We start from the raw sequence: 23,044 nt of genomic DNA, 5'->3' as shown, positions 1-23,044 counted from the left end.
CCATGAAGCATATTGTTAAAAGTCTCTATTTTCAGGTTATTGTCGGTATATTGGTCGGCATTTTTTGCGGTGCCTTTTTCCCGGATTTTGCCGTGAAGCTAAAGCCCCTCGGGGATGCCTTTATCAAGCTGATCAAGATGGTGATTGCACCCCTGATTTTCAGTTCGATCGTTATCGGAATTGCTGGCATGCAGGATGTGAAAAAGGTGGGCAAGATCGGGCTGACCTCCATTATTTATTTCGAAGTCATGACGACGATCGCATTGATTATCGGTTTGATCTTTGTCAACGTGATTCAGCCCGGTACAGGCATGAACGCCGATCCGTCGACCCTGGATATATCCTCGGTGTCACACTATATTTCGGAATCCAAGAAACCGCATAGTTTTATGGATTTTATCATGGATATTATCCCGGAGAATGTTATTGCTTCGGTCGCGTCGGACAATATGTTGCAGGTACTGGTTTTTGCGGTTCTCTTTGGGATCGGGATGACCAAGATTGGTAAAAAGGCTTCAGAACCGGTGATCAATGTGCTGCAATCCTTTCTAAAGGTACTTTTTGCCATTATTAAGATGGTGATGTACCTGGCGCCTATTGGAGCGATGGGAGCGATGGGGTTCACCATTGGCGCATTTGGTATTCAGGCCCTGACCAAGCTGGGTATGTTAATGCTAAGCTTTTACCTGACCTGCATTATCTTTATCGTGATAGTCATCGGGGCGGTATTACACTTCTATGTTAAGGTTAATATTTTTAAATTTCTGAAGTATATCAAAGGTGAAATTTTGATTGTATTGGGTACCTCCTCTTCGGAATCCGCATTACCGGGCATTATGCAAAAAATGGAAGATGCAGGCTGTGCCAAATCGGTCGTGGGACTGGTGATTCCGACGGGCTATTCCTTTAATCTCGATGGGACGAGTATTTATCTGACCATGGCTGCGGTATTTATTTCACAGGCGCTGAATATGCACTTGAGCCTAGAGCAGGAAATTACCTTGCTGCTGGTGCTGTTGCTGACCTCAAAAGGAGCAGCGGGTGTGACGGGAAGCGGCTTTGTGACTTTGGCGGCAACGCTCCCAGTTGTCGGACACGTGCCTGTCGAGTCCGTAGCATTGGTCTTTGGTGTAGACCGCTTTATGAGTGAAGCAAGAGCCATCACCAATCTGATCGGCAATTCAGCTGCGACGCTGGTGATCTCAAAATACGAAAATAGCCTGGATGAGGAACTGCTACAGGAGAAACTTGGTTGATAGCGTATGCTGTATTGAATAGCTGACCTGCAACCGCGAAGGAGACGGACAGCATAAAAGAAAAACGGGGTGTCCAATTTTTATTGGATACCCCGTCTTTTATCTATTCGTCGATAGCTCTTCAGAAAGAATTAAGCCTCCTTTTTTGTGTTTTCAATTCCCTGCGATAGATCTAGGGCACCATCTACTTTTTCTTCTAGAAGTGCGAGCTTGATTACCTGTGCCATTTCGGTCACGTAGTGAAACTGCATATCTTTGATATAATCTTCCTTGATTTCAAGGATATCTTTTTCGTTGGATCTGCACAGTATGATATCTTTGATGTTCGCCCGTTTGGCGGCAAGGATTTTTTCTTTGATACCACCTACCGGTAACACTTTTCCACGCAAGGTGATTTCACCTGTCATCGCCAGTTTCTCTCTTACCTTACGTTGTGTAAATAAAGATGTCAGCGCCGTCAGCATCGTTACTCCAGCGGATGGACCATCCTTGGGAATAGCACCTGCCGGAACGTGGATGTGGATGTCCCAATGATCGAATACGCGATAGTCAATACCAAAGTCGGCTGCATGTGCTTTTAAATAGGCTAGGGCAATAGAAGCTGATTCTTTCATGACGTCGCCCAGATTACCAGTAAGGCTCAAACGGCCTTTTCCGGGACTTAAAGAGGATTCGATGAATAAAATATCACCACCTACAGAAGTCCAGGCAAGCCCGGTTACGACACCAGCGACATTATTGTTCTCGTAGATATCTTTATCAAAGATCGGAGCCCCCAGGATATCCACGACATCCTGATCATTGATGCTCGGGTTGTAATCTTTTTCCATGACGATACGCGTGGCAATCCCACGGACGATCGAACCAATTTTCTTTTCCAGTCCACGCACACCGGATTCGCGGGTATAGTCTTCGATGATTTTCTCGATGATCTTACCTTTTAGGGCAACATCCTTGGCCGCCATACCGTGCATTTCACGTTGTTTCGGAAGCAGGTGTTTTTTCGCTATTTCGATCTTTTCTTCGATGGTGTATCCATTGACTTCGATGATCTCCATACGATCCAATAAAGCTGGCTGGATAGCGCTTAGCGAATTGGCTGTCGCGATAAACATCACTTTAGAAAGGTCAAACTCCATTTCCACATAATGGTCGTAGAAATGTGTGTTTTGCTCCGGATCCAATACCTCTAACAAGGCCGAAGAAGGATCACCTTTAAAATCGGCGCTCATTTTATCAATCTCATCCAGGATAAAGACCGGATTTGCAGCGCCCGCTTTTTTCAGCGATTGGATGATGCGGCCGGGCATGGCGCCGATATAGGTTTTGCGGTGACCTCTGATTTCAGCTTCGTCACGCACACCACCCAGGGCCATGCGGGTATATTTACGTCCCAATGCTTTGGCGATAGATCTTCCCAAAGAGGTTTTACCCACTCCTGGAGGGCCTACCAAACAAAGGATAGGGGCTTTCATATCATTTTTTAGTTTCAGTACTGCAAGGTATTCAATGATACGTTTTTTGACTTTCTCCAAACCGTAGTGATCCTTGTCCAGGACTTTTTGCGCTTTATTTAAGTCGAAATTATCTTTAGTCGTTTCATTCCATGGAAGATCAAGCAGGAGCTCCAGATAATTCAACTGAACGGAATAATCTGCCGCCGCTGGATTGATACGTGATAGTTTTTCAAGCTCCTTGTTGAAATGTTTTTCAACATCAAGCGCCCATTTTTTTGTTTTACCACGTTTTTTGAGTTCCTCCAACTCAAGGTCAGGTGTGTTTCCGCCAAGCTCCTCCTGGATGGTTTTTAGCTGTTGGTTGAGGAAGTAATCCCGTTGTTGCTTGTCCAGGTCGACGCGTACCTTGTTCTGGATCTGATGTTTCAGTTCCAGCATCTGGATTTCTGTGGTCAACAGTTCCAAAAGGAGTTTGGCGCGGTTTTCAACTTTTGGGATTTGTAGCAACTCTTGTTTTTTGACCATTTCGACATTGATGTTAGACGAAATAAAATTGATCAGAAAAGAGGGGCTTTCAATATTTTTTATTGCTATACCAGCTTCGCTAGGTAGGTTTGGTGAAAGCTGAATAATCTGCAATGCCATTTCTTTCAAAGTCGAGATTGTCGCTTTGAAATGTTTGGTCATCTTAGGTTTCGCCTCATTGAATTTCTCGACACGAGCTTTCAGATAAGGTTCGGTTTCGATGATTTCCACCAGGTTGAAACGTTGCTTTCCCTGAATGATTACCGTGGTGTTTCCGTCGGGCATCTGAAGCACTTTAATAATGTGGGCAACGGTACCCACTTTATTCAGTTCTTCAAAACCGGGATCCTCTACTGTCATATCCTTCTGGGAGACCACACCGATTGTTTTGCTGCCTTTATAGGCCTCTTTAACCAATTTGATGGATTTATCCCTTCCTACAGTGATCGGTATGACAACACCGGGAAATAAGACGGTATTGCGTAAAGGCAAAATAGATAGTGCTTCTGGAATTTCAGCGTTAGCCATATCGTCTTCATCCTGCTGTGTCAATAAAGGGAAGAACTCGGTGTCTTCCGCAACGATTGGAATAGCCTGACTGAAATCAAAAGTTTCGAATTTGCTCATAGTGTTTATTTTGTGTATTTGTCAGTCGCTGACATGTTGTCGGTAGACGTTCAAATTTTAAGCTTCAAATATTGTTTCCCCTATAGTGCAAGGGAAGTGCCAATTGCTAAAAGGTAGCAAAATTACAAATCTATTTTCTAGAATAGGAAAAAAAGGCAGGTTAAATAAAATTTATCTGCCATTTATTGGATAAATAGGCATAATAATTGTAATATTGGAATGTGAAAGAATAAACGATGGCAGATTCTTGCGAGAGGCGAAGCAATAAGGCTATTTTTTCATAGGGTAATAAACGATCAATATTGATCAATAATAAGGTATATTGAAAAAACGTAACTATTTAGATATGAACTTAAAATCACTTAAATTAGGTTTGTTCACAGGAGTTTTTGCTTTGGTTGCACTTGGTGCCAATGCACAACAAAAACAAGCTGAGCACAGCAATGCCAATGTGAGAATGGGGCAAAAAGCTCTTTTGGACGGTGACTTCAAAAATGCAGAGTCATACTTGACAAAAGCTTTACCTGAGGAAGGCAAAGATCCGGATGTCTTGTATATGTTGGGTTACTCCCAATTTCAAAATGGTGATTATAAAAAATCCGCTGAAACATTCGGAAAGGTTGTCGCTTTAAGTCCTAAAAATGCAAATGCGCTTTACTTTAAAGCGAAAGCAAACAACACACTTGCCATTCAGGCAAACAAAGTGTCTGCTGCAAACAAAGAACAGTTGTTGCGCGTAGCCATTGAAGATTATTCAAAAGCGATCGCAATCACCTCTACTGACTCAAAATTCTATCAAAATAGAGCGATCGCAAACCGCGATTTAGGAATCTTGATCGGTACAGCAGGTACACCGAATTACAATAAAGCTATGGCTACCGATGCTTATAATAATGCCATCAAGGATTATGAAAAAGTATTGAGCTTTGATTCTTCTAAAAAAGACATTCAAACAGAAATCAAAAAAGCTAAAGTGTACAGAGACAATTTGAAATAGTCTCCACGATAGATAAAATAAAAAGGGAAACCCGATCAGGTTTCCCTTTTTTTGTGCTCAGCTGTCCCTTGGCTTGTATTCTTTCCGCTTTCCATTCGTTCTTCTGGACCAACGTCTTCGGTAGTAACTCAGGCTCGGCGGATCAGGTCTTGACACTGCCTTTGATAAATTCGCAAACGAAATTGCGGCAAATATTGTTCTATACTTGAATCAACAAGAATTTAGTATATGGAAACGAATCGATTGTCAGCGGAAATGCAGGACATTTTAATCAGTCAGATGACGAAAGAAGCCGAAGCCGCACAAATTTATCTAGCTTTGGGGGTGTGGGCCGATGATCAGGGCTACGGTGGAATTGCCAATTTTCTCTATCGGCATGCCCAGGAGGAACGGAATCATATGACAAAAATTATGGGTTACATCCTCGAACGCGGTGGGCGTCCCCAAATTCAGGCGATTGCAGCACCACCATCAGATCCGAGCACCCTGACCGAATGTTTCCAACGTGTATTTAGACATGAGGTGGACAATACCGAAGCAATTTATCGCATTGTCAATCTGGCTATGGAACAGAAAGACTGGGCCACCTGGAATTTTGCACAATGGTTTGTCAAAGAGCAGATCGAAGAAGAGAAACTTGCCCTTGAACTGATTGATAAATTAAAGATAGCAGGTGGTGACCGGGCTTCGGACGAATCGCTGTTTGCTTTGGATTCGTCCTTGGAGAGCATGCCTGACGATGTACCTTTGGCGCGTGAGGCTACAGCGGATGACCCTAAATAATAATGACCCCAAATAATGCAAATAGCTATTCTTGCACCATGTGAATGGATTGGAATAGCCCATAAAAAAGCAGGGATCCAAAAGGATCCCTGCTTTTTTATGGGCCGGTTTATTTTTTTATGCTGAGTGGGAGATAGATACCGAAGGTAATATTTCTTCCCATATTGTAAACCCCGAAGGTAGGATCCTCCTGCGATAACCTTCCCGGGCGTAATCTACTCAGGGCATCATAATAGCGCTTGTTGGTTAGATTGGATGCAGCGGCATACACCTTCACCTGTTGTTTTCCGAAATGTAAGGTAGTACCTATTCCGGCGTTGATCAATGAATACGAATCTGCAGCTGTTTCAAAAGTTTCGTCAATGCGATTCTGTTTAAAATAATTGTCTAAACCTACCGATACATAAAATGCATGTAGACCATTGATCTTGGGCTCGAGACGTAGCGTGTTATGTAAAACACCTGCAGGGATCAATGCCAATGGCCGATCAAAGGTTCTGTTTTGTGCATGTGTATAGGTAAACGTGTTATCTAGGTGAACCCAATTGAGCGGATGGAGGTTTAAACTCCCTTCGAAACCAAAGAGATTGGCATTGACCTGGCCATAACGATAGATATCGTAGGTCTGCTCGTTATTATTGTCATCAACGATGGTTTTGGTATCTCCTTTTTTTGCTGAGGCATAAATAAAATTATGAATATAATTCTCGTAGATGCCGATACTACCCGTGACAATGCTATGTCCAAATTCGAGGGTTGCATCTGCCTGGAAACTACGCTCTGCTTTCAGGTTTTCATTTCCGATTTCATAGCGAGATGTACCTTCGTGTACACCATTGGAACCAAGTTCCGCTGGGTTAGGTGCTCTGAAAGCTGATCCTGCGTTGGCTTTGAAGTTGAAATCTTCGCTGAAACTATGCGTGTATCCCAAGGCACCACTAACATTGCTGAACCTATTTTTAAATCCCGGAAATTGTTCCTCATCTTCGACGAAGAGCTGTTTACCTTTGCTGTTGACGTAATCGTAGCGCAGTCCGATATTGAAGGTATTCTCTGCCCAGGTTTTCTTGGCGTACCCAAATGCTCCCAGTTCGATCTGGTCATAAGCGGGGATCAGAAATTCCGTGCCCTTGTTGATACTATGTTCCTGACTGGCGCTGATACCAACAACATGTTGCCAGCCGTTTCGTTCCGCCAGGTAGTATTTGGCATCAAGAGAATAGGTATTCAGGTCAAAAAATAGGGAAGGAGTTGCCGACTCCAGTTCGCGACGCTGATTTTTTTGGTAACCCAGATCCAGTTTTAAATTTCCCGAACCGATCACAAAATTATTGTTGAGGGCAAGCTTATAATGACGGATGTCCTGTTTTGGGAAATCCAATGTCCGGCTTTTGGAATTATTGTATAAAGGATCTCCGGGGTCGGCATCGTAAAAACCGATATTATTTTTGAGGTAAGAAAAGTTGAGGTGTGAATATCCCCATTGCTTGTTTAAACCCAGCATTCCACTGAAGTTCGTATTATTAAAACCACTATTGATATAGCGTCCTTCCGGTGTATTGTAGGCATGAGCATTTTGATAAGATCCGCGTCCGCGCCATACAAAGCCATTTTCATTTCCTGTAAGCATCAATGAGTTATTGGTCAGGCCATTGTTGGTCGAGAAGCTGGAAAGCAGTTCCCCTTTTATTTCACCTGCCGTTGGAACGCTGGGTTCAAGGATGTTGATGACACCGCCGATGGCATCTGATCCGTACATCAGCGAAGCTGCTCCCCGCAGGACCTCTACCCGGTCGGGTTGATTCTGGTCAATCTCTATACCATGTTCGTCCCCCCATTGTTGGCCCATTTGTTTTACACCATCATTGACGGTGACAACACGGTTATAGCCGAGACCGCGGATGACGGGCTTGGAAATTCCCTGTCCCGTTGTAATCTGGCTTAGGCCGGGTACCTGACGTGCTAGTGCGTCGATCAGGTTTGTCGCGCCACCCTGCAGTTCGTCTTTGGAGACAACGGAGACGGAGGTGCTGTTTCTGCGGCTTTGTGAAGTAACAAGCGTACCTGTAACCACGACTTCATTCGTTTCGATAATACTTTCAGTCAGTGCAAAATCAACTGACACATCCGCCGATGTTAGCTCTATCGTCTTGATCAGTGACTGGTAGCCTATAAAACGTACTTCGACAAGATAACGTCCACTCGAAGGAAGCGATTTGAAGGCATAGCGCCCCTGTTGGTCAGAAGAGGTGCTCGAGCGTAGCTGGAGCAGCGAGATCGTCGCTCCGGCGATCGGTTGATTTGTTTTTGAATCTGTCACGCGACCAGATATGGTTGCAGCAGTAGCAGAAAATAGCAGGAAATAACAGACAAGCATGAGTATGCCGTCTTTAATTTTGAGTTTCATCTGTAAATATTTTTATGCCATCGTAGATGGGCGTTATCGAGCTGATGGCCTGTCATACCGATCGTACGATTGTTGAATATGAAGAAAATTCATGATGAAAACGGCAGCACTGATCGCTAAAACTGGGAACAGGGAAAGCCGATAATCATCATATACAGCCGCTTTCGATAAAAACAGCTATTGTTGCATATTGGATCAAAATCAACACATGGGGGGACCGCGATTGCCCGATAGCAATGCCCTGACCATCTGATCGCCGGGCACAAAAAGACCAAATACTATTTCCCGTTCGGGAAGTAAAAACTCGCTTTGGTTGAAACTAAAGAGTATCTGCGGATGTGAATTTTGGTCACAGATGGAGCATTTGGGATGGTCTGCATGATGTTTTTTCGAATTGCAGTCCACTATACTTAATGCCGCCGGTTTATGGGGATGGGTATAGACAATGAACTGACCGATTAAAAAGGTCATTAAAAGCGTAAACGCTGCTAATTTGTTCAATGGAATACCGCGCACCTTGTTTTTTTCTAAACTATCGTCTTTGCAGACATATAATGGGCAAATATAAGGAAAAAAATAAATAAAGCAATGAAGTTGCATTTATTTGTTTGCATTCGATGGGGAAATAAAAAAATGTCTTTATGGATTCACATAAAGACATTTTTGTAGCACTTTATTTTTTGGATTGAATAAACTTTCCAATAATCTCATATTGGTTTGCATCGAGGCCTTGTACATCCTGTAGTTTTACGATGCTATACAATGAATCGCTATAATAATCCAGCTTTTCATTGCTATCGTATAGGGAGTTCGCAATCTTTTTATCAATATGGATATGTTTGACCTTTTCGTTGTTACGATCAAATTCGATCCTGAGTTTTTGTATCTGCAATTCCTCCTTTTTGGCGGTAAATTCCGTAACACAATCTATTGCTTTGACCTCATAGAGAGTGGGATCAAAGTTTTTACTGATATCAGCAGACTGGAAAGCTGAAAGTTCATTTTTCCAGTTTGCAATTTTAATTTCGCGTTGTTCTTTTTCGCCGTCTTTATTGACAGATTTTAATACCGAAGGATTGAGTTGCTGCAGGCGTTGTGCTTCGGCACTGAAGAAAGAGTCTACCGAAAAGATATCCGTCGTCTTGTTAGCTCCTTTGTGGCCGGAGGGGGAGCTACAGCTCCAAAAAAGCAGCGCACTGCCCACCAGTAGTGGAAGTGCGCTGTTCAATTTTTTATATAGATTTTTATTCTGATACCAATACATTTCCTGTCATTTCAACGGGGATATCTACGCCCAAAAGTTTGAGTACGGTTGGAGCGATATCTCCCAATTTACCATCTGCGATTTTTTTGTAATGATCGTCAATCAAGATGCATGGAACCAAATTCGTTGTATGTGCTGTATTTGGTGAGCCATCCTCGTTGACCATAAATTCTGAGTTACCGTGATCGGCCAGGATGATAAATGAATAACCATTTTTCAACCCAGTCTCCACCACTGTTTTTGTGCATTGGTCCACAGTTTCTACTGCTTTTACAACAGCCTCAAATACACCAGTATGGCCTACCATATCCGGATTGGCAAAATTGAGGCAAATAAAGTCAGGTTGAAGAGTTTGCATATCGTTGACGATGGCTTCAGTGATTCCGCTGGCAGACATTTCCGGTTGAAGATCATAAGTGGCCACCTTCGGTGAAGGCACCAAAAGACGGTTTTCACCTTCGAATTGTTGTTCACGACCACCGGAGAAGAAGAATGTCACGTGTGGATATTTTTCTGTTTCAGCGATACGGGTCTGTGTTTTATTATTGGCTTCCAAAACCTCCCCGAGTGTATTTGTCAAATTGTCCTTTTGGAACACAACGCGTACATTTTTGAAAGTTTCATCGTACGAAGTTAGCGTGACATAGTACAGGTTTAAGGGCGCTAGATCATATTCAGGAAACGCTTTCTGTGTCAGTGCGATCGTGATTTCACGACCACGGTCTGTTCTGAAATTGTAACAGAAGACGACATCACCTTCCTGGATTGTTGCTACTGCGGTACCATCAGCATGAACCAATGTGATTGGTTTAACGAATTCGTCGGTAACACCGGCATCGTATGATTTTTGGATCGCAGCAACTAGGTCATTCGATTTTTCACCTTCGGCTTTCACCAATAGGTCGTAAGCTAACTTAACGCGTTCCCATCTGTTGTCGCGGTCCATCGCATAATATCTGCCGATGGCAGAAGCGAAGGTGCCTGAGGTCGTTTTTAGATATTCCTGTAGATCTTTGACATAGCCAATCCCCGAATTGGGGTCTGTATCACGACCGTCGAGAAATGCGTGGATAAATACCTGCTCACTGTTTAGGCCGGCGTGTTTTGCGGCGTCACATAGACCTTTCAGGTGTTTGGTATGCGCATGCACACCACCATCGGAAAGTAAACCGATAAAGTGTACTTTCTTATTGTTTTCAAGCGCATATTTAAAGGCGTCCTGGATAACGATATCTGTGTTGAATACGCCGTCATTTACGGCCTTATGAATACGTCCTAACTCCTGATAGACAATTCTTCCGGCACCAAGATTCATGTGGCCGACTTCAGAGTTTCCCATCTGTCCGTCAGGAAGGCCCACGGCCTCACCGGAAGCTTCAAGACTTGAATTTGGGTATGTGTCCAATAAATGATCTAAAAATGGGGTATTTGCAGCTTCAACTGCATTTGATTTATCATGTTTTCCGTATCCTAGTCCGTCTAGGATCATGAGTGCAACTTTTTTCTTATTCATCGTATAACAAAGATAACCTTAATTTTAGAATCTATCAATGCATCTTTAAAATCTTCCCTTGTTTATATCCAATAATTTTATAGGTTTGTGGCATAGTTTATGTTTGATATAAACTATGCTACCTAATGATTGATACATCTATCTTGGAAACTGTGCTATCTTATTTTGAGCTATATGAAACTTTTGAGCTATTGCGTATTTATATTTGTTTATAGTCTTTTTATACACACTAACGCCTCAGGGCATATTTCGAAAGATTTAAACGATTCATCGCAGCCTATTTTGCAGGTCGAGGCGGGGTCCTTGGGAAGTATTTCCGAAGAACTTAAAACTTATTTACGGGAGGGTAACGCTAAGAATATAGCCAAATATTTTGGTTCTAATCTGACCTTATCCATTTTGGGTGAAAACGGTGTGTATACGAAATATCAGTCCGAGATTATGCTAAGTACATTTTTTAACCAACATAAGCCCAAGACTGTCAAACTGACTCAGGCCAGCAATGCCAATAACGGTTATCAATATTTCACCTTTTCTTTAACCACCGAACAGGCCAGTTACCGTGTATTTATTAAGATCGGGGCAGGATCCAATAGCCAGTCTATCGAAGAACTGCGCATTGATAAAAATTAAGATGCATGCCATTTTTTTATCATTCTATTTTTCGATTAAAAAATTATTCCACATCTTAGCCCAATAAATTGTATTTATGGAGAAGGAAATCAAGGATTATTTGGCGCAATTTGTAAAACAATCTGTCGCGGAAGATCTTGGGGATGGCGATCATACCTCATTATCAACGATTGCGACCGGAGCGCAGGGGGAGGCAAAGCTGATTGTGAAGGATGATGGCATTTTAGCAGGGGTTGAAGTTGCCCAGGCGATTATGAGCTACATCGACGAAACCTTGACCTGTGAAGTGTTTATCCAAGATGGAAGCCCGGTAAAAGTTGGTGATATTGCTTTTTATGTTCGTGGAAATATCCAAAGCATTTTACTTGCGGAGCGTTTGGTCCTAAATGTGATGCAACGTATGAGTGGTATAGCAACGACGACCCGAAAATACGTGGAACTGCTGAAAGGTACAGCTACACAGGTATTGGATACGCGTAAGACAACGCCTTTACTGCGCGTATTGGAAAAAGAAGCTGTCAAAATCGGCGGGGGCACCAATCACCGTTTTGGTCTATTCGACATGATTTTGATTAAGGACAATCACGTGGACTATAGTGGGGGGATTGTTCCGGCATTGACACGCGCAAACGACTATCGAAAAAAATTAAATAAACCAATAGAAATAGAAATTGAGGTCCGAAATTTTGCGGAACTTGACGAAGTTCTTAACTTTGGCGAAGTGGACCGAATCATGTTGGATAATTTTTCACCTGCCGATGTGGCCAAAGCTGTTAAAATTATCGATCATCGATTCAAGACAGAAGCCTCGGGGGGAATAACATTTGAAACCATTCGGTCATATGCAGAGGCTGGAGTAGACTATATCTCGGTGGGAGCTTTGACACATAGTGTCAAGAGTTTGGATCTTAGTTTGAAAGCCAAATTATTATAAGAACTGATTTAATTTAATGATATCGATTTATTTAGTAATTGCAGTATTACTAGCTTATTTGTTTGGTTCTATACCTACAGCGGTTTGGTTGGGTCAAGCATTTTATGGCGTAGATGTTCGTGAGTATGGGAGTGGGAATGCTGGAGCGACTAACACCTTTCGCGTATTAGGACCGCGTGCCGGTTCCATCGTGATGTTTGTGGATATATTTAAGGGCTGGACGGCGACAAACCTGGCTTACCTGATTGAGCTGGGGCAGAATACCAGTGATGTTCAGTTTGTTAATTTTCAGTTGGCTCTGGGGGTGATTGCTGTGATCGGGCACCTTTTTCCCGTATTTGCAGGCTTCCGTGGAGGAAAAGGGGTGGCGACATTATGCGGGATGATCTTAGCCATACATACACCGGCGGCTCTGGTCTGTGTGTCCGTATTTGTCATTATCCTATTAACCACCCATTATGTGTCTTTAAGTTCGATCTCCGCTGGATTTGCCTTTCCGTTTAGTTTGGCATTTATTTTTAAAACCACGATTCCTTCGGTATTACTGTATGGTATTGCGATCTGTACACTCTTATTAATTACCCATCAAAAAAATATTGAGCGACTGCTAAAAGGACATGAATCTAAGATTTATCTGTTCAAGAAAAAATCGAAGGAAAAAGAATAGGCACAATAATTGTATCCTCTAAAACGGATTTAATTGAATATTATGAAAGGCATATTTAAGTATTCGGCTATGGTTTTGGCGTGTGTTGCGCTCTCCTCGGGGTTGTCAGGTTGCGCGACTTCGGCCGTTACCGGAAAGAAATATTTGAAATTGGTCAGTGCTGACCAGGTCAACCAGCAAGCAGCGTTAGCTTATAAGGATTTTTTGTCGAAAAATAGTGCAAAGGTGATTACCGGTACTGCCGATGCAGCAATGGTAAAACGTGTGGGTAACCGATTAGCAACAGCGGTCAACCAGTATCTGCAAAGCAAGGGTATCGCCAATAAATATAATTTCAACTGGGAATTTAACTTGGTGAAGAGCGACGATGTGAATGCTTGGTGTATGCCGGGCGGTAAAGTTGCTGTATATACCGGAATATTACCTGTAACACGGACAGAGGCGGGTATGGCGACAGTAATGGGACACGAAATTGCCCATGCGATTGAAGAGCATTCCGTGGCGCAGGCTTCCAACCAGATGGCTTTGCAAATGGGCGGTCAGATCCTGGGCTCAGCAGCAGGGATGACAGGCAGCAGTTCCCTTGGAATCTTTAACAATCTTTATGGCTTGGGTGGCAGCTTAGCACAGTTGAAATTCTCACGAAGCGATGAATCTTCTGCCGATCAGGCGGGTTTGATTATTATGGCGTTGGCCGGTTACGATCCGAATGAAGCCATTGGATTTTGGAAGCGTATGGCATCGGGCAGTCAAAAAGGGCAACCTGAATTTTTGAGCACACACCCGAGTGATGCCCGTCGTATTGCGGATATTGAAAAACAGATTCCAAATGCAATGCGGTATTACAAAAAGTAGAAATGTAATTTAATTATAACAGAAAGGGAGGATATCAGATGCTCCCTTTTTTGTTTTAGTTTATGCTATTTTGGTTTTATACGGCAGCTATTGCATCAGAGATACCCATGACGATGCCGAGAATAAGGCCCAGGAAATTAAATCCGATCGTGATAATGACGATGATCCCAATGAATTTATAATGTTTTTTTAGGGCATCGAGGCAGAGTTCGAGCTGTATGCCATCGCGGTTTTCTATTGCTTTTCTTGCTTTGGATCCGAAATTATACAAATAATAAATTGGGAGGCAGGAGAAAGCCAGGAACAGGAGGTAAAGCACCCCAAAGGTGGATATTGTCCCGGCTGAGACATATTCACCCTGACCGAGGGATAAAGCACTCGCGCCAAAGATCAGGCTAACCATGGTGATGGCCGATATTCCGATAAAAATAAAACAGACAATAGCCAAAAAATTAGCCCATTTAGCTGCCGAAGCTAAGAAAGAGAGCCCTGCTGGAGACAGTTTAATGTCTGCGGGTTCGTGAAAAGAAGAATTTTGAATACCGACTTCCATGAAAAAAGAGAATTATAAAGGTGTGCGAATTTCTAAAATTTCTCCGTTTTTTAAAACAGATTTTTATAGAAACCAGTTCGCAGGGACAATAGTTTACAGTTTTAATACAAATACTAGGTTAGTAGCGTCATAGCTACAGAAAAAACGAGTTGATCAATAAAATGCTCGGTTGACAGAAAGTTAGTAAATTTTTTTTAAAAAGTCTATGTTGAGATTGGAAGAATGTTGTTACAAATATGATCGTGTGATTCAGTGTGGAAAACTATTTTTTATGGATTAAAATATTTTAAAATGGCGCTTTAAAAGGTGTTATAACGTTTTTTTTCTTTAAAAATTATGTCGGAAGATAAGAATTTCTGTCGATATTATATGAAGTGTATGTGCTGTAGTATGTTAAGTTTATATTAAGTCCTTTGTTATTTGAAATCTCTTAGTAATTTTGCTTAACATTTTTTAACAAATCACATTATATGAAAAGATCTTTACTCTTTTTCGCTCTTGTTATGGCCAGTTACGGTGCTGTACAAGCTCAGGTTACGACAAGTAGCGTTACAGGTATTGTAAAAGAAGCAAACGGCAGTCTAACTTCAGGAGCTACGATCAAGGCAACGCACGTGCCATCGGGAACGGTTTATTCGGGTTCTTCGAATGCTGCAGGTCGGTTTAATCTGCCAGCGATGCGTATTGGCGGTCCTTACAAAGTAGAGGTAACCTATGTAGGACAACAGCCTATTGTGTATGAAGATATTTATTTAAAGTTAGGGGAAGCTTTTTCACTTAATCCTGTTTTTACAAATTCAGGTACAACTTTAAATGAAGTTTTAGTAACAGCAAAAGGTGGTAAATTAAATGCTACAAAAAGTGGGGTTGCAACAAATGTTGGATTAAAGCAAATTCAAGAGTTGCCGCAAATCAGCAGAAGTATTACAGAATTTACTCGTATGACTCCTCAGGCTAATGGAACTTCGTTTGCGGGTAGAGACTCTCGTTACAACAATCTACAGATTGACGGTGCAAATTTTAATAATGGCTTTGGAACAGATACAAAGAATCCTTTACCTGGGGGGAATTCACAACCTATTTCATTAGATGCAATCGAAGAAATATCTGTTAATATCGCGCCATTCGATATTACACAATCGGGATTTACAGGTGCAGGAATAAACGCGGTTACAAAATCCGGTACTAACCAATTTCACGGATCTGTTTATGGGTATTATAATAATCAGAACCTCAATGGGTTTAGAATCAATAAAAAGAAAATAGATTACGGTGAAGGCACAAAACAAAATTATGGTTTTACTTTAGGTGGACCAATCATCAAAAATAAATTATTTTTCTTCGTAAGTGGTGAACGTGAAGCTGCTACTGGTGTTAATGCTTCTGGTGCGAACTTATGGAAAGCATCTCAAGACGGTGTAGCAAATGTTGCTCAGAATATAACCAGAGTGAAAGAATCAGATTTAATTGCTGTAAGTGAACATTTAAAAAACGTATGGGGCTATGATCCTGGAAGATATCAAGGCTATGCTGATGAGGCAAAACAACATGGTAACAAATTTTTAACTAGAATTGATTGGAATATTAGTGAAAAACATAAGGCTTCATTTAGATATAATTTACTAAAAGGAACCTCGATGCAACAAGCGAATTTTAACTCTGGACCATCTCCAAGATCTGCTTCAGGTAGGGTAAGTGAAAATTCAATGGTATTTGAAAACGCTAATTATTCTTTTGAAAATACAGTGAGTTCGTTAGCTGCAGAGTTAAATTCTAACTTCAATTCACAACTTTCAAATAAGTTTTTATTTACTTATACACGGGTACAAGATAAGCGAAAATCACCTAGTAAAGGATTGTTTCCGTTTGTTGATATTTGGGATGGTAGCAGTTCAGGAAGCAACTATATGAGTTTCGGAACAGAGTTGTTTTCTTATTTGAATGACGTTGTAAATGATAATTTTTCATTTACCAACAACTTAACTTATTCAATTGGAAAACATACATTTACTGGTGGTGCCGCATTTGATATACAGAAATTTGGTAACTCTTATACTCGTTCAGGAACAGGTTATTACCGTTATGCTTCCGTAGCAGATTTCTTAAAAACAGGCACTCCAGAGGAGGTCGCTCCAATAATGTATTCGCTTACTTATCCTTACGAAGGTCAGGATACATATTCGAGAATCAGTTACGGTTTAGCTTCTCTTTATGCTCAAGATAAAATTACTGTAAATGATCAATTTAATGTGACGGTGGGATTGAGAGCAGAATTGCCGATTTATATGAATAAACTCACTCCTAATAGCTCGATTGATGCATTAAAACTATTAGGAGTCGATGGGAATGAACGTAACTATGCATCGGGTAAATGGCCTAAATCACGTGTTATTTTGTCTCCGAGGGTAGGTTTTAATTATGATGTATTTGGAGATAAGTCATTCATGGTACGAGGTGGAACCGGTATTTTCTCAGGTCGCGTACCATTCGTATGGTTAACGAATATGCCAACAAATGCAGGTGTTCTACAAAATGTATTAGAACCCAAAAGCTATGACGATGTAGCAGGTTGGATTGGAAAAGTTCAATTCCATCCGGAGGATCCTTATTATTATGTGAAAAATCCAATCTATTATAAAGATAAAGAAGGTAAAGACGTAACGCCATTTATTACAAACCCAAAGGACGGAGCTCCTGATTCGTTTGCTTTGGTCGATGATAATTTTAAAATGCCAACAATTTGGAGGTCAAGTATCGGTGCAGATTATAGAATTCCTAATACACCAATAACTTTAACCACTGATATTTTGTATACTAGAGATGTAAATGCGGCATATCAATTCGGGGCGAATAGAAAAGCAACAACTGAGAAAATGACTTATGCAGGTGTAGATCGTGACTTTTATCCAAATAACGGATCTTACCAATATAATCAATCTATCGGTGGAAACAGTGCAGTCGTTTTAACCAACACAAAAACTAAAGGGCATGCTTTCTCTGCTACATTTGGAGGTTCATTATCACAATGGAACGGCTTATCTGGATCTATTTTTTATACGTATTCAGAAGCTAAAGAGGTTTCTGCTAATAATGGATCTAATGCAAGTTCTGCATGGTTAGGCTCTCCTGTAATAAACAGTCCTAATCAAGATTTTTTAAGTATTTCTGACTATGCAATTCCTCATCGAATTGTTGCTAATGTGAGTTATACTATTAAAAACACAACATTAGGTATTTATTATAATGGTGCTAATCAAGGGCGTTTCTCCTACTATCATAGTTTTGACTTAAATGGTGATGGAATTACAAATGACCTAATCTTCCTCCCGAAGAATACTAGTGACATGAAATTTGCCAATATTATGAAGGGATCTGACGTTTTGTTCTCTAAAGAGCAACAAATTGAAGCTTTTGATAAGTTTGTTAGCGATAACGGATTAGAGAAATACAGAGGGCAAATTTTACCGCGTAATCAATTCTTAATGCCTTGGCTGAATAGATTTGATGTTCGTTGGACACAGAATTTGTTTAACAATATCGCAACAGAGAAAGATAAATTACAATTCACAGTGGATATTATAAATGTTGGTAATTTATTCAACTCTAAGTGGGGAGTACAAGATGTAATATTGACTAACGGAAGAGCAATATTAGGTAAGGTAGAAAAAAATGCTGTAGCTGATCCAACTTTCCAAATGTTACAATATGATGGAAAATTAGTTACGTCTCCTTTTGTTCCGGCGAGTACAACGGCAACAACATGGTCAGCTATGATTGGTTTGAGATATTCATTTTAGATAGTACGTCAGTAAATAGAAAGCCTCAGGAATTTGTTCTTGAGGCTTTTTTGTGTTTCTGAAAATCAAAAACCAAAAAGGAAATGTTAGCCTAAATAAATTAATCTATATTTTGTTCTCTCCAATCAAGTATTTTCCTACTTTAAGGAGAACTTTTGCAAAAGTGAAGAGAATAATCCAGTTTGTAATCATATGACCAGTTTAAAAAAACATCTTGGTAAGTATGTTGATCCACGTACTGATTTCGGTTGGAAATTTTATTTTGGAAGAGAAGAGAACAAAATTTTATTGATTGAATTTCTGAATAGCTTGTTTGAAGGAGAAAAAGTCGTTAAGGATCTGCGCTATAAGACCGTGGAGCATGATGGAGATCATGAGGACATGCGTCGTATAGTTTTTGATCTGCTCTGTATTAGCGATGATGGCAAGCAATTGACTCGCGGCAAGAAAGGTAATAGTTATTGCTTACCTGAAGTGTATTTTATTGGCATTTTGGAATTTCGAATGGATGAAAAAAAAGATTTCGAACATCGGGACACAGGTCATCCTTATTTCTATGATGTCGCTTTATGTGATAAAAATACACATGAAATATTTTACGATAAGCTGGGCTATAAAATGGTATCCTTACCTCTTTTTAATAAAACTCCCGAAGAGCTGCTTACGGTCATGGATCAATGGTTGTATCTTCTTAAACATCTGAGTACCATGGATAAATTGTCTTCTTTTTTGGATAAGCGAATATTTGGCCTTATCTTTGAAATAGGAGAGATAGGCAAATTAACGGAGGAAGACCTGATGTCATACGAAGCAAGTTTAAAACATAAAAGAGATGCCGAAAGTGTTTTCAATTCGGCATTAAATACCGGACGTGAAGAAGGTCGTAAAGTTGGGCTTGAAGAAGGTCTTGAAGAAGGTCGAAAGGTTGGACTCAAAGAAGGTCGAATGGTTGGCGTTGAAGAAGGTAAACATCAAAAAGCTATTGAATTTGCACGTACAATGAAACAAGATGGTGTTCCAATGGCGCAGATTATGCGTTATACAGATTTATCTGCCGAAGAAATCGAAAAACTTTAATCATATAGTCTGCTGCTACCTAACAACTCGATTATTTTTTGATTATCGTCCGGTATTTATAATCTTTGTATAGATTATAACAAATAAATTATGGGAAGTTCCCACGAGCAGTCTCTAAGTATAGCGTTGCCAAATCCCATCCGGTATTATCCCATGGGAGATCAGGCGATTGTCCTCTCTTTCGGCGATACGCTTTCCGAAGCGCTCAATACACAGGTACGTAAGGTCGTGGCATCTCTCGTAAATTGGTCACAGCCCGGCGTTATCGAATGTGTTCCGGCCTATACCACAATCACGATTTACTATGATCCGCTGACGATTACCTATCATGAGCTATTATCTGCGCTCCAAATGATTATACAAGATATACCAGAGGATACAGAATATAGGGGCCTAAAAAAGGAGATCCCTGTCTATTACAATGGGGATGATCTCGCTTATGTAGCCCAATATAATGGGTTGACAGCGGAAGAGGTTATCCGTATACACAGTACCCCCGAATACCGGGTATATATGATCGGTTTTGTTCCCGGATTTCCCTATATGGGCTGTATGGACAGTCGGATTGCGACACCACGAAAGCAGGTTCCCCGGCTGAAAATAGAGGCGGGTGCGGTCGGCATCGCGGGGGAACAGACCGGCATTTATCCAATCGAAACTCCAGGTGGCTGGCAGATTATCGGACATACGCCACAGCAGCTGTTTGACCTGACACGGGAGAGTCCCTCTCTGCTTGAAGTGGGTGATCGCGTATGTTTTGTTCCCATAAGCTATGATGAGTTTGTACAACAAAAAACGAAAAGCAATGGGCATTAAGATCGTCAAAGCAGGTATGCTAACAACGATACAGGACCTGGGACGCTACGGGCTACAGCGTTACGGAATGGCTGTGAGTGGGGCGATGGATAGCTATGCGCTCCGTCTTGGTAATAACATCCTTGGAAATCCGGATAATGAAGCCGCGATAGAATGTACTGTTCTTGGACCGATAATTTACTTTGAACAGGCTCAACTTATTTGTCTGACAGGAGCAGACCTGTCGCCCATGATTGATGGTAATCCACTGCCCATGTGGAGACCAGTGCTGGTCGAGGCTGGTTCACTGCTCTCTTTTGGACGGCCCCATTTAGGTTGCCGGGCGTATATCTGTTTTCAGGGTGGACTTGATATCCCCGAAATATTAGGAAGCAGGTCTACCTATAGTAAAGGAGGATTAGGTGGCTGGCAGGGAAGAGCGCTTCATGAAGGAGACCGCATCCCTTTCCGGCATCATTATACGGGCAAAGATAGCTTATTTCATTGGAGCATGGATCCTGGCCTATATCCTGACCTGGCCACAGAGGTCGTTCGGGTGCTGGATGGACCTCAGTTTGCCTGCTTTGAAAGCAACGCGCAAAAAAGCTTCTTTTCGGATGTATTTACCATAAGCAACAACTCGGATAGGATGGGGTACCGGCTGACATCCAAACCGCTTTGGCTAACAGAACAAAAGGAACTGTTGTCAACGGCGGTTACCTTCGGGAGTATACAGGTACCGCCTGATGGCAATGCGATTGTCTTAATGGCTGACCATCCGACCACAGGTGGCTATCCGGTCATTGCGCAGGTGGCCACAATAGACCTGTCGCTTCTGGCTCAAAAAGGACCAAATGATCGCATCAGCTTTAAACGGGTCAGCCTGGATGAGGCACATGGCCTGCTGAAGAAACAGCATGCGCAATTAAAAAAACTGAAAAGTGCAATCGCATTGAAATATGAATAACCAACTGACTATAGATTTGAATTGTGACATGGGCGAGAACTTCGGCTCTTGGAAAATGGGCGATGACGAGGCGATCCTGCCTTATGTTTCTGCAGTAAATATTGCCTGCGGTTTTCATGCCGGAGATCCCGCGACGATGATGAAGACTGTTCAGCTTGCTCTGAAGTACAAGGTCAAAATAGGCGCCCATCCCGGCCTTCCGGATCTGGTGGGTTTCGGTAGGCGTGAGATGCAGCTTTCAGCGCGGGAAGTGTATGAACTGGTCGTCTATCAGGTCGGGGCACTTGCTGCTTGTGCCAAAGTACAGCAGACCACTTTGCGACATGTGAAGCCACATGGTGCACTTTATAATATGGCGGCAAGAAAACCTGAACTGGCAGATGCGATCGCAGCAGCCATCTATGATATAGACCCCGGACTTATATTATATGGGCTCTCGGGAAGCGAACTCATCAGAGCTGGCAGAGCAAAGGGATTGAATGTTTATAGTGAGGTCTTTGCCGACCGCACCTACCAACAGGATGGCACATTGACTGCAAGGTCGGATAAACACGCGCTGATCCATGATCCTGAACGGGCCGCCAAACAGGTGGTTGGTATGATTAAAACTGGAAAAGTTATTTCCCTGCAAGGTACTGCCGTCGATATCCGGGCCGATACCATCTGCTTGCATGGCGATGGCGAAGAAGCTGTTCAATTTGCGAAGACAATCAACCAGACGTTAAGAGACAACCAGATACTTATCCGATGAAACAACAAAACACCTCAGCGCTTATTGGTGCGGCATTGTTGATGGCGACATCGGCTATCGGTCCGGGATTCTTGACCCAGACCACGGTTTTTACCAAATCACTGGGCGCCAGCTTTGGGTTTGTGATTCTGGTTTCGATCCTGATTGATATTGGTGTTCAGTTGAATATCTGGCGCGTGATCGCCGTATCCGAAATGAGGGCACAGGACATCGCCAATAAATTGCTGCCCGGACTGGGTGGCTTTATTTCCCTGCTTATTATCCTCGGTGGACTGGCATTCAATATTGGTAACGTCGCTGGGGCTGGACTGGGGCTGGAGGCGCTCTTTGGCGTTCATGTCATGACCGGGGCCTGCATCTCTGCGTTGATCGCCATTGCTGTTTTTATCAACAAGCAGATCGGCAAAGCCATGGACCGTTTTACACAGCTTATGGGAGCAATTATGATATTGGCTTTTATCTACATCACACTGATATCTTCGCCACCCTTGGGCGAGGCGGTACTGCGTACGGTAGCTCCTGCAAAAATTGACTTTGTCTCCATCATTACTCTGGTCGGAGGGACTGTCGGTGGCTACATCACTTTCGCGGGTGGTCATCGTCTGATTGATGCGGGGGTAAAGGGATTTGATGCTTTACCTACCGTCAATAGGAGTGCTGTCATGGGGATATCTGTTGCTTCGCTGGTCAGGGTATGTCTATTTTTGGCTGCGCTGGGCGTGCTGAGCCAGGACCTGCTGATCGATGATGGTAATCCTACAGCTTCGGTCTTCCGGCTTGCTGCTGGAAACTTTGGTTATCGCCTGTTTGGGCTGGTGATGTTTGCCGCTTCAATTACATCGATTATCGGTTCGGCTTATACTTCCGTATCATTTATAAAAACATTTAATGCACGGATCGCTAAAAATGAAAATTGGATTATTATTGCCTTTATATTGATTTCAACCATCATATTCGTTTCTGTAGGTAAACCTGTTCATCTATTGATTATCGCTGGTGCAGTAAATGGGATTATATTGCCTATCTCGCTAACGGTGATGCTAATCGCTGCCTATAAACCGGCGATTGTCGGAGTCTATAAACAACCGTTGATCCTCACGCTGATTGGCGTGACAATCGTTGTCTTGATGACCTTTATGAGCCTGCGTGTGATGATGGATTTATAATTTTTTAGCAGAGCAACCGC

General features: G+C 42.1%; 19 protein-coding genes. 13 read left to right on the top strand and 6 right to left on the bottom strand.

What is annotated here, in order from left to right; translation table 11 throughout:
• Positions 1-2: 2 nt before the first annotated feature.
• Positions 3-1,256 (top strand): C4-dicarboxylate transporter DctA, encoded by a 1,254-nt coding sequence (gene dctA / locus HMAT_RS13300; protein ID WP_104383154.1) that lies wholly within the window; start codon positions 3-5, stop codon positions 1,254-1,256.
• 131 nt (positions 1,257-1,387) lie between these two features.
• Here the strand turns inward: dctA and lon are convergent, their stop codons facing one another.
• Entirely contained in the window at positions 1,388-3,865 is a 2,478-nt protein-coding gene (gene lon, locus HMAT_RS13295; RefSeq protein WP_104383153.1) for an endopeptidase La, read from the bottom strand.
• 346 nt (positions 3,866-4,211) lie between these two features.
• On the opposite strand from lon, the gene HMAT_RS13290 reads away from it, so the two are divergent.
• Both HMAT_RS13290 and HMAT_RS13285 read left to right on the top strand, forming a co-directional pair.
• Positions 4,212-4,862: a M48 family metallopeptidase gene (locus HMAT_RS13290; protein WP_104383152.1), complete on the top strand. Its 651-nt coding sequence runs from the start codon at positions 4,212-4,214 to the stop codon at positions 4,860-4,862.
• A 228-nt stretch (positions 4,863-5,090) separates the two neighbouring features.
• The gene (locus HMAT_RS13285) at positions 5,091-5,645 is read left to right on the top strand and encodes a ferritin (RefSeq protein ID WP_104383151.1); all 555 of its coding nucleotides are present in this window, start codon (positions 5,091-5,093) and stop codon (positions 5,643-5,645) included.
• Between the two features lie 109 nt (positions 5,646-5,754).
• On the opposite strand, the gene HMAT_RS13280 is transcribed toward HMAT_RS13285, so the two are convergent.
• From HMAT_RS13280 to gpmI, 4 genes are all read right to left on the bottom strand, one after another.
• Positions 5,755-8,052, bottom strand: coding sequence for a TonB-dependent receptor (locus tag HMAT_RS13280; RefSeq protein ID WP_104383150.1), 2,298 nt, complete (start codon positions 8,050-8,052; stop codon positions 5,755-5,757).
• A gap of 201 nt (positions 8,053-8,253) precedes the next feature.
• On the bottom strand, positions 8,254-8,568 hold the full coding sequence (locus HMAT_RS13275; protein ID WP_158655823.1) for a hypothetical protein: 315 nt from the start codon (positions 8,566-8,568) through the stop codon (positions 8,254-8,256).
• Between the two features lie 157 nt (positions 8,569-8,725).
• The gene (locus HMAT_RS13270; RefSeq protein ID WP_104383148.1) at positions 8,726-9,316 is read right to left on the bottom strand and encodes a hypothetical protein; all 591 of its coding nucleotides are present in this window, start codon (positions 9,314-9,316) and stop codon (positions 8,726-8,728) included.
• Complete coding sequence (gpmI, locus tag HMAT_RS13265; protein WP_104383147.1) at positions 9,297-10,829, bottom strand: 2,3-bisphosphoglycerate-independent phosphoglycerate mutase; 1,533 nt, start codon at positions 10,827-10,829, stop codon at positions 9,297-9,299. Before gpmI ends, HMAT_RS13270 begins: the two co-directional genes overlap by 20 nt.
• 174 nt (positions 10,830-11,003) lie before the next feature.
• Here gpmI and HMAT_RS13260 point away from each other — a divergent pair, with 174 nt between their 5' ends.
• The 4 genes from HMAT_RS13260 (at position 11,004) to HMAT_RS13245 (ending at position 13,918) form a co-directional block, all read left to right on the top strand.
• Complete coding sequence (locus tag HMAT_RS13260; RefSeq protein ID WP_104383146.1) at positions 11,004-11,462, top strand: DUF4783 domain-containing protein; 459 nt, start codon at positions 11,004-11,006, stop codon at positions 11,460-11,462.
• A gap of 76 nt (positions 11,463-11,538) precedes the next feature.
• Positions 11,539-12,396: a carboxylating nicotinate-nucleotide diphosphorylase gene (nadC, locus tag HMAT_RS13255; RefSeq protein ID WP_104383145.1), complete on the top strand. Its 858-nt coding sequence runs from the start codon at positions 11,539-11,541 to the stop codon at positions 12,394-12,396.
• Positions 12,397-12,412: 16 nt separating this feature from the next.
• Positions 12,413-13,063, top strand: a complete 651-nt coding sequence (plsY, locus tag HMAT_RS13250; RefSeq protein WP_104383144.1) for a glycerol-3-phosphate 1-O-acyltransferase PlsY — start codon at positions 12,413-12,415, stop codon at positions 13,061-13,063.
• Positions 13,064-13,105: 42 nt separating this feature from the next.
• Positions 13,106-13,918: a M48 family metallopeptidase gene (locus HMAT_RS13245; protein ID WP_104383143.1), complete on the top strand. Its 813-nt coding sequence runs from the start codon at positions 13,106-13,108 to the stop codon at positions 13,916-13,918.
• Positions 13,919-13,994: 76 nt separating this feature from the next.
• On the opposite strand, the gene HMAT_RS13240 is transcribed toward HMAT_RS13245, so the two are convergent.
• Positions 13,995-14,471 carry a hypothetical protein gene (locus HMAT_RS13240; protein WP_104383142.1) on the bottom strand — a complete coding sequence of 159 codons (477 nt, stop codon included), beginning with the start codon at positions 14,469-14,471 and terminating at the stop codon, positions 13,995-13,997.
• Positions 14,472-14,941: 470 nt separating this feature from the next.
• Here HMAT_RS13240 and HMAT_RS13235 point away from each other — a divergent pair, with 470 nt between their 5' ends.
• From HMAT_RS13235 to HMAT_RS13210, 6 genes are all read left to right on the top strand, one after another.
• Entirely contained in the window at positions 14,942-18,268 is a 3,327-nt protein-coding gene (locus HMAT_RS13235) for a carboxypeptidase regulatory-like domain-containing protein (protein WP_104383141.1), read from the top strand.
• 192 nt (positions 18,269-18,460) lie between these two features.
• Entirely contained in the window at positions 18,461-19,345 is an 885-nt protein-coding gene (locus tag HMAT_RS13230; protein WP_104383140.1) for a PD-(D/E)XK nuclease family transposase, read from the top strand.
• A 90-nt stretch (positions 19,346-19,435) separates the two neighbouring features.
• Positions 19,436-20,161 (top strand): 5-oxoprolinase subunit PxpB, encoded by a 726-nt coding sequence (gene pxpB, locus HMAT_RS13225; protein ID WP_104383139.1) that lies wholly within the window; start codon positions 19,436-19,438, stop codon positions 20,159-20,161.
• A complete protein-coding gene (locus tag HMAT_RS13220; RefSeq protein WP_104383138.1) occupies positions 20,151-21,107 on the top strand; it encodes a biotin-dependent carboxyltransferase family protein in 957 nt (318 codons plus the stop codon). Before pxpB ends, HMAT_RS13220 begins: the two co-directional genes overlap by 11 nt.
• Positions 21,100-21,858 carry a LamB/YcsF family protein gene (locus HMAT_RS13215; protein WP_104383137.1) on the top strand — a complete coding sequence of 253 codons (759 nt, stop codon included), beginning with the start codon at positions 21,100-21,102 and terminating at the stop codon, positions 21,856-21,858. Before HMAT_RS13220 ends, HMAT_RS13215 begins: the two co-directional genes overlap by 8 nt.
• Positions 21,855-23,024 (top strand): NRAMP family divalent metal transporter, encoded by a 1,170-nt coding sequence (locus HMAT_RS13210; protein ID WP_104383136.1) that lies wholly within the window; start codon positions 21,855-21,857, stop codon positions 23,022-23,024. The genes HMAT_RS13215 and HMAT_RS13210 overlap by 4 nt, the downstream gene beginning before the upstream one ends.
• Positions 23,025-23,044 lie beyond the last annotated feature (20 nt).

Origin of the sequence: Sphingobacterium sp. HMA12, from assembly GCF_002933815.1 — a bacterium.
Classification (GTDB): domain Bacteria; phylum Bacteroidota; class Bacteroidia; order Sphingobacteriales; family Sphingobacteriaceae; genus Sphingobacterium.
Note: the sequence above shows the minus strand (reverse complement) of the source record. Positions and strands in the feature narration are given on the sequence as shown.